The sequence below is a fragment of the Polaromonas sp. genome, assembly GCF_030682935.1.
Taxonomy (GTDB): Bacteria; Pseudomonadota; Gammaproteobacteria; order Burkholderiales; family Burkholderiaceae_C; genus Polaromonas.
Map to the genome: position 1 here is coordinate 1 of NZ_JAUXNA010000047.1, position 7,456 is coordinate 7,456.

Annotated in this window: 6 protein-coding genes, 1 tRNA gene and 1 pseudogene; 3 read left to right on the forward strand and 5 right to left on the reverse strand. The window is 55.6% G+C overall.

All coding sequences use genetic code 11. The features are described 5' to 3' along the window. The first annotated feature begins 222 nt into the window (after positions 1-222). Positions 223-1,290, forward strand: coding sequence for a D-alanyl-D-alanine endopeptidase (gene pbpG, locus Q8K05_RS01675; protein WP_305244815.1), 1,068 nt, complete (start codon positions 223-225; stop codon positions 1,288-1,290). 108 nt (positions 1,291-1,398) lie between these two features. Here pbpG and Q8K05_RS01680 read toward each other — a convergent pair whose 3' ends face one another. The 3 genes from Q8K05_RS01680 to aat all read right to left on the reverse strand — a co-directional run bounded on the left by Q8K05_RS01680 (position 1,399) and on the right by aat (position 3,811). After that, positions 1,399-2,178 (reverse strand): IclR family transcriptional regulator, encoded by a 780-nt coding sequence (locus Q8K05_RS01680; RefSeq protein WP_305244819.1) that lies wholly within the window; start codon positions 2,176-2,178, stop codon positions 1,399-1,401. A gap of 104 nt (positions 2,179-2,282) precedes the next feature. Beyond that, on the reverse strand, positions 2,283-3,047 hold the full coding sequence (locus Q8K05_RS01685; RefSeq protein WP_305244816.1) for an arginyltransferase: 765 nt from the start codon (positions 3,045-3,047) through the stop codon (positions 2,283-2,285). Then, positions 3,044-3,811: a leucyl/phenylalanyl-tRNA--protein transferase gene (gene aat, locus Q8K05_RS01690; protein ID WP_305244817.1), complete on the reverse strand. Its 768-nt coding sequence runs from the start codon at positions 3,809-3,811 to the stop codon at positions 3,044-3,046. The genes Q8K05_RS01685 and aat overlap by 4 nt, the downstream gene beginning before the upstream one ends. Before the next feature lie 257 nt (positions 3,812-4,068). Between aat and Q8K05_RS01695 the strand changes: the two genes are divergently transcribed. After that, positions 4,069-4,144: transfer RNA gene (locus Q8K05_RS01695), tRNA-Asn, on the forward strand. Positions 4,145-4,187: 43 nt separating this feature from the next. Here Q8K05_RS01695 and Q8K05_RS01700 read toward each other — a convergent pair. Both Q8K05_RS01700 and Q8K05_RS01705 read right to left on the reverse strand, forming a co-directional pair. Further along, positions 4,188-4,505: pseudogene (locus Q8K05_RS01700) on the reverse strand (tyrosine-type recombinase/integrase); the annotation flags it as partial. An 85-nt stretch (positions 4,506-4,590) separates the two neighbouring features. Further along, a complete protein-coding gene (locus tag Q8K05_RS01705) occupies positions 4,591-6,879 on the reverse strand; it encodes a PAS domain S-box protein (RefSeq protein WP_305244818.1) in 2,289 nt (762 codons plus the stop codon). A 440-nt stretch (positions 6,880-7,319) separates the two neighbouring features. On the opposite strand from Q8K05_RS01705, the gene Q8K05_RS01710 reads away from it, so the two are divergent. Beyond that, the coding region (locus tag Q8K05_RS01710) for a bifunctional hydroxymethylpyrimidine kinase/phosphomethylpyrimidine kinase (RefSeq protein WP_305244820.1) at positions 7,320-7,456 on the forward strand (137 nt) is incomplete at its 3' end.

The following is a 7,456-nucleotide window of genomic DNA, read 5'->3' on the forward strand; positions in this document are numbered from 1 at the left end:
GTGGCCGCGCAGGGCTGATGCTTGGTGTAGTTGAAATAAATCATTTAAATTCAATGACTTAGGTGGGGTGTGGAGGCGATCATGGCCTGAGCCTTCAAGTCCGCCTGACATTAAGAGTGTTTTTAGGAAAGCCACGCAAGCTTTTGATATTGCGTGGCTTTTTTTATCTGTATACACTCCGTGCATCCCTTTTATTGCAACCTCAAGCTGGCACTATCCATCATGTCTAAACAGATTTTCAATCGGGCATTAAAAATCTTTGGATTTCTGGCTTTGTCTGCTGCGCTTGCAGCGCCAGCCGCCAACGCGGTGACGGCCAAGCGCGCGATTGTGAAAAAACCGCATTCCGCCAAAACAACTGCGTCTAAAAAAGTGGTTTCAACGCGCAAAAGCGTGCAATTTACCGCCACCACAAAAAGCAGAACCATCATTCGTGCGGTCACAGTTGTTCCAGCCAAACTTTCCTTTGGCCAGATTGCGGGCCTGCACAGTGCGCAGGACTTGCTGGACCTGAAATCCAGCGTAGCCTTGGTGATTGATCAGGATACGCGGGAAGTTCTGCTCAGCAAAAATGACCATGCGGTGCTGCCAATCGCATCGCTAACCAAATTAATGACGGGCGTCATCATCAGCGGGGCAAAGTTGCCCATGGATGAAATGATCACTGTGACGCAGGATGACGTCGATACCGAAAAAGGCAGCAGGTCGCGGCTCAGGGTCGGCACTACGCTGACGCGTGGCGAATTGCTGCACCTTGCCCTGATGTCGAGCGAGAACCGCGCGGCGCATGCTTTGGGTCGTACCTATCCAGGTGGTTTGGCAACGTTTGTCAGTCTGATGAACGCCAAAGCAAAGATGCTGGGCATGCCTGACACCAGCTATGTGGAGCCAACCGGCCTTTCTAGCCGGAATCAGTCCAGCGCGCAGGATTTGGCCACGCTGGTCATTGCCGCGCATGGCGATCCCGTGCTTCGTGAACTGACGACCTCTACGGGCTACCAGGTTGCGGTAGGCAGCCAAACGCTGCAGTACAACAACACGAACCGCCTTGTGAAGAATCCGGAGTGGGATATTGGTTTGCAGAAAACCGGCTACATCTCAGAAGCCGGTCAATGCCTTGTGATGCAGACCAAAATAGCAGGCAGAAAATTGATCATGGTATTCCTCGATTCGGCGGGCAAGCTGAGTCGCCTGGGTGATGCTGAGCGTGTGCGTCGATGGGTAGAGTCCAGCCCTGTGATCGATCACAAAGCTAACATGAGCGTGTCAGCAAAGCTGATTAACGGCTAAGGGCTTGGGGTAGTCGCGCCAGATCCTGAGGTTGAATTTTGCGTCATCTTTCTTGTGCTATTTGATTTATAGCGGACTACGCAGCAGTTGTCAGGGTATTCGCCCTGTTTACCTGGGCTTATAGCCCAGCGCTGCTGAGATCTGGTTGGCAGTTGCCTGCAGCTTGGGCAGCCAGTGCTCGTCAAGCCGGTCGGCGGGCGCTGAAATCGACAGCCCCGCTACCAGCATGCTCTGGTCGTCGTAAATACCTGCCGCCATGCAACGTACCCCCAGTTCCAGCTCTTCATTGTCACGCGCAATGCCGCGCTGGCGCGCCTCGGAGAGTTCGCGTTCCAGCACCGGCAACTGGGTGATGCTGTTGCGCGTCTGCCCCGGCAAGCCTGTGCGTGTGGCATAGCTGCGCAAGCGTTGCGGATCGTCAGAAGCCAGAAACAGCTTGCCCACCGAGGTTAAATGCAGTGGTGCCCGGCCGCCAATGGCCCGCACCACCTGCATGCCGGAGCGCTCGCTATAGGCCCGCTCGACATAAATGATTTCATCGCCCTGGCGCATACTCAGGTTCACGGGTTGCTGGGTAAGTTTGTGCAGTTCGCGCATGGGCACGAGCGCAGCATCTCGAACGCTTAAACGGGCTTTGACGAGGTTGCCCAACTCCAGGAGACGCATACCCAGTCGATAGCTGCCTGCGACGGGTCGTTCCACAAAACGGCCTGTGGCCAGATCATTCAGGATACGGTGTGCCGTTGAAGGGTGAAGTCCTGATTTTTCGCTAATTTCTTTGAGAGATACCGCTTCTTCGCGATTTGCCAGGATTTCGATCAAGGTAAACATGCGTTCAATGACTTGAACGGTCGGGGTGGCAGTAGCGGAGATATCGGGCTTTTTCATATGCAGACTTTCTGCATCAAATTTTAGCCTGTGAAATAAGCGCCGCAACCAACGCTGGTTTGGCGGGTGCAGACGCCAATTCAGGTGTTGTCCGCCAGATCGGGCTATCTGCTTGGGCTTGCGGCAGCCGTGGTAGCGGAGCGTACCCATTGACCATCGAGTAATACTTCGTTGGGCTGGAATCCTGCCTTGTAATTCATTTTTTGGCTTTGAGCGATCCAGTAGCCCAAGTACACATAAGGCAGGTTAAGGCGCTTGGCCTGCTCAATTTGCCAGAGCACACTGTAGCTTCCATAGCTGGCGCGGTCATCGGGTTCATAGAATGTGTAAACGGCAGAAATGCCGTCTTCCAGCACGTCAAGAATCGAAACCATCTTGAGTGCACCGGCCTCGCCGTTCGGCAGGTTTTCGCGAAACTCCACCAGGCGCGAATTCACGCGGCTTTGCAGCAGGAACTGCGTGTACTGGTCAATGCTGTCATGGTCCATGCCGCCACCGGCGTGGCGACCGTTCTGGTAGCGCAGGTAGAGTTGGTAATGCTCTGGCAGGAAACACAACTTGAGTATGCGTGCATGCAGCGTGTGGTGCCGATTCCAGGCGCGGCGCTGGCTACGGTCTGCTTTGAAACTGTCTGCGGGAACCCGAAGCGGCACGCAGGCCTGGCAGCCATCGCAGTAAGGTCGGTAAGTAAACATGCCACTGCGCCGGAATCCGTTGACCACGAGGTTCGAATAGGCGTCGTTGTGAACGAGGTGGCTGGGGGTGGCGACCTGCGAGCGGGCCTGTTTGCCAGGCAGGTAACTGCAAGGGTAGGGCGCCGTTGCATAAAACTGCAAGGTTTGCAGGGGCAGGTCTTTGAGGTGCGTCACGGTGATGTCGGCGTTCCGGCTGTCAAAATCTGGTTCCAGTATACGGGGTCGAAGCGCCAGACGGGGGCGGTTTTATCCGTGTTCTGATCAAGGTGGCGCACGAAGTCAGTGCGACTAATTTCCGTCGCTCCAAGGGATGCAAGATGCCCGGTGTTTTGCTGGCAGTCGATCAGGGAGATGTGGTGCGCCCGGCAAAAAGCGACCAGTGCGGTCAGCGCAATCTTGGAGGCGTCGGTACGGTGGGCAAACATGGACTCGCCAAAAACCATGCGGCCGAGATTGACGCAGTACAGACCGCCAGCGAGCTCGCCGTCTATCCAGGTTTCAACACTGTGGGCGTGCCCGGCGCTATGCAAGGCACGGTAGGCCTGCACCATGTCGGGAACAATCCAGGTGCCCGGTTGGCCTGCACGGGGTTTGCTGGCACAGGCATTGATGACCTGCTCAAAGGCGCTGTCAAATCGTATTTCACACCCCGAAGCCTTCAGGAAATGAGTCAGGCTTTTGCGCAAGGACCGGTGTAGTTTGAAGTTCCGGGTCTGCAGCACCATACGGGGGTCGGGGCTCCACCAGAGCGTCGGCTGGCCCGGACTGAACCAGGGGAAAATTCCCCGCGCATAAGCCTGCAGCAAGGTGTTCACATCCAGCGATGCGCCAGCCGCCAGCAGGCCGGGAGCGGGGTCGTTGTGGTTCCAGGCCGTTTCCAGTGGCGGGAAAGCCTCCCCGGCGGCAAGCCAAGGTAAGGGGCGGGGTAGTTTTCCCATGGATCAGTCGCTAATGGGCATGAGCCCGTTGAAGAGTAAAAATGATGGCGCCATTCTTGGTGCTTTTTGATGGTAGCGGAGTCAGTATGGTTTGCGCCTGCCGTTGGATGCCCGCTGCAGGTATAAATTGCGGTCTGCACCCTGCATTTTGAAATGCGTGAAAACAGTTCGGTTTTCACGCGTATAAAAAGTAGAGGTTTTTACGAATGCCCGATCCGGGAAAGCTCGAAAACTCAGGCTATAATTTACTTCTGTATTCCTCAATAGCTCAGTTGGTAGAGCGCCGGACTGTTAATCCGTAGGTCCCTGGTTCGAGCCCAGGTTGAGGAGCCAAGATACACAAGGCCTCGCATGAAAATGCGGGGCTTTCGTCTTTCTAGGCGTGACGATAACGTGACAAGTCCACCACGTTCTTTCCACCTCCTCCGCGTTCGATTCGAGACGCTGCAGACAACAAGTTCTCCGTTGCAAATTTGGCGTAGCGGTCCACCATCGTTCTAGACTTCCAGCCTCCCAGGTCTTTGAGTTCATCGCAAGATGTTCCCGCTTGGCGGTGCCAGGATGCCCAGGTGTGGCGCAAGTCGTGAAAACGGAAGTCCTCAATCTCTCCAGCTGACGAATGCGCTGTTGCTCTGCCGTGATAGGTTTCAGGCCCCCAAACATCTTTCGATGTGTGCTGCCCACGACGGAAAAAGACTGCAAGCCACAATCATCGGGAGCAAGTGACTGACTGGTTGCGCTCCATTCCCGTACTTCATGCGATTGAGTAAGCAAGCTCACTAAACAAGCGGGTTGCCCAGCGCGAAATAGAATGTGGCACCTTCGTCTAATTTGCTTTCAGCCCAGACGCGACCCCCGTGACGTTCAATGATGCGCTTCACGGTGGCCAACCCGATGCCAGTTCCAGAGAAATCCGCAGGCGAATGAAGGCGTTGGAAAGTGCCAAAAAGTTTGTCAGCGAAAGCCATGTCAAATCCGGCGCCATTGTCCTTGACGAAAAAGAAGGTGTCGCCATCGGCGCCCAACTCGCTGCCGACATCAATCCGTGCCAGCACCTGCTTGGCAGTGAATTTCCACGCATTGCCCAGCAAGTTCTGAAGGACAGCCGTCAGCAAGCGGGGATCGCCGTGCGCGTTCAGACCCTTCTGAATGTGCACCTGCACCTGGCGTTCTGGTTCCCGCTCCCGGCACGCCTTTTCTACCTGTTTGGAGATTGCCGACAAATCGACATTCTCTAACTTGATCTGTTCGCGCGATAGTTGAGCAAGAGTCAGCATGCCCTCAATCAGCTCGCCCATCTGCTTGGCCCCATCACGGATTCGATTCAGGTAGTGCTTGCCTTTTTCACTGACATTATTTCCATCGACTTTCGCCAGCAAGTTACTGAATCCGTCGATGGTATTTAGAGGCGCGCGCAGGTCATGTGACACGGAATAGGAAAAAGACTCCAGCTCGCGGTTGGCCGCCTGCAGCTGGCTCGTGCGCTGCAGCACACGCTGTTCAAGTCCGGCATTGAGACGCAAAATTTCATCTTGGGCCTGCTTGCGTTCGGTGATGTCACGAATGGCGCTCATCACCAGCGCTCCTTCGTTTGTCTCCAGCGGGCTCAGGCTGATTTCTATCGGGAATTCGGTGCCGTCTTTGCGCAGTCCGAGCAGCTCCAGTCCCCTGCCCATTGGCCGTGGATGCGATTGCGCGAAAAAGCCTTTTAGGTTCCCCGGATGCATGCTGCGGTAACGTTCGGGCATGAGTATTTCTATCTTTTTTCCCAGCATTTCCTCGCGGCGCCATCCGAACAAATTTACCGCCTGGCTGTTGACCAGCACGATTTCGGCATCGCGGTTGACGACCACCGTCGCGTCGGGCGCAGACTCCAGCATATCCTTGAATTTCTGCTCGGCCTGCTTGCGTTCGGTGACGTCACGAATGGAACTCATCACCAGGGTGCCTTCGTTTGTCTCCAGCGGGCTCAGGTTGATATCTATCGGGAATTCGGTGCCGTCTTTGCGCAGTCCGAACAGCTCCAGTTCCCTGCCTATTAGCACTGGACGCGATTGCGCGAAAAAGCCGTTCAGTTTTCCCGGATGCATGCTGCGGTAACGTTCGGGCATGAGCATTTCGATCTTTTGCCCCAGCATTTCCTCGCGGTGCCATCCGAACAAATTGACCGCCTGGACGTTGACCAGCACGATTTCGGCGTCACGGTTGACGACCACCGTCGCGTCGGGCGCAGCCTCCAGCAGATCCTTGAATTTCTGATCGGCCTGCATGCGTTCGCTGATGTCACGCACCACGCTGACAATGAACCAGTCATCGCCTGATCGGTGGGCCTGTCGAGCTACTTCTACCTGCAACTGGGAGCCATCTTTGCGCCACATTTTAAATGCCGCCAGCTCGCGATCACCGTGACCGTAGATGGTTGCATCGTAGATGCGCTCCAACTGTTCACGCGTAACATCGCTCAACGGCATCGGCCCCGCCCTAAAGAGTTCTCCGCGCGTATAGCCGAACATCTTGCAGGCTGTCGCATTGAAGTCGACAAAGCGCATCGTGCTGCGGTTCGTCAGTAAAATCGCATCGGCGGTTGCGTCCATCGCCATATAAAAGCGGTTCACGTCGGCCGTACGAACCTTTAACTGCTCTTCCAGAAAACGAACATGGTTTTGGAGATTATTGCTGAACCCCTTTAAACGCAATAGATTGCGCACCCTTAACGTCAATTCGGTCCGGTCGACTGGCTTCGTCAAATACTCTTCAGCCCCGGCATTGAGACCTGCCAAGCGGGCGCTGCGGTCGGTTAGCGCTGTCACCATGATGATCGGAATATTCGAGGTGACGGGGTTGGCTTTGAGCAGGCTGGCCAACTGGAATCCTTCCGGGTCAGGCATCACGATGTCAAGGAAAATCAGGTCCGGTGCATGCTGCGCAATCGAGGCCAGTGCCTCCTCGCCATAGGCCACCGCGCGCGTGCGATAACCTTGTTCCTCCAGCATCATTTCGAGTTTCTCGCGACTCTGGATTCCGTCGTCGATGATAAGGATGGTGGCGGTGGCGGTGGGGCTGGTCATGGCGTGGTGCTGAAGGGATTGGCTGCGCTGGCAGTTTGGAGCTCACGCTTGGCCAGACAAGGTGTCTATCGCTGCAGACAATCTGTTACAGCGGTGTTACAAATCACAATTGTAATTGGATGCGTCGGAACCGGCTACTCTGGTTTTCCCCTGTCCGCTGATCTTGCCCCCGAAAAACGTACTCCATAGCGGATGGAAAACTTCAGGAATTGGAGATGACGAAATGAGCAAGAGAAAAGACGGACAAGTGCGGGGCAAATACACCCTGGAGTTCAAGCTGGAGGCGGCATTCACGCGGACAATGCACGCGAGGTGCTGTATGCCGGGGCTGACAGCCTCGCCATCGTGAGCGCGCTGTGTGCGGCAGACGATCCCTGCGCTGCGGCACTGTACCTCAGTGCATTGTGTGATGAAGCCTTTAAAGGCACGAGGATGAACCGATGACCGACGAAACGTTTGAATTTGAATACCCGCGCGTGCTGTCCATCGCGGGCTCCGACAGCGGTGGGGGCGCCGGCATTCAGGCGGACCTGAAAACCTTTTCGGCCTTGGGCTGCTACGGCATGACGGCCATCAC

Coding starts and splice junctions, on each gene's coding strand:
- pbpG (WP_305244815.1), top strand. CDS start 223: ATGTCTAAACAGATTTTCAATCGGGCATTAAAAATCTTTGGATTTCTG.
- Q8K05_RS01680 (WP_305244819.1), bottom strand. CDS start 2,178: ATGAAAAAGCCCGATATCTCCGCTACTGCCACCCCGACCGTTCAAGTC.
- aat (WP_305244817.1), bottom strand. CDS start 3,811: ATGGGAAAACTACCCCGCCCCTTACCTTGGCTTGCCGCCGGGGAGGCT.
- Q8K05_RS01705 (WP_305244818.1), bottom strand. CDS start 6,879: ATGACCAGCCCCACCGCCACCGCCACCATCCTTATCATCGACGACGGA.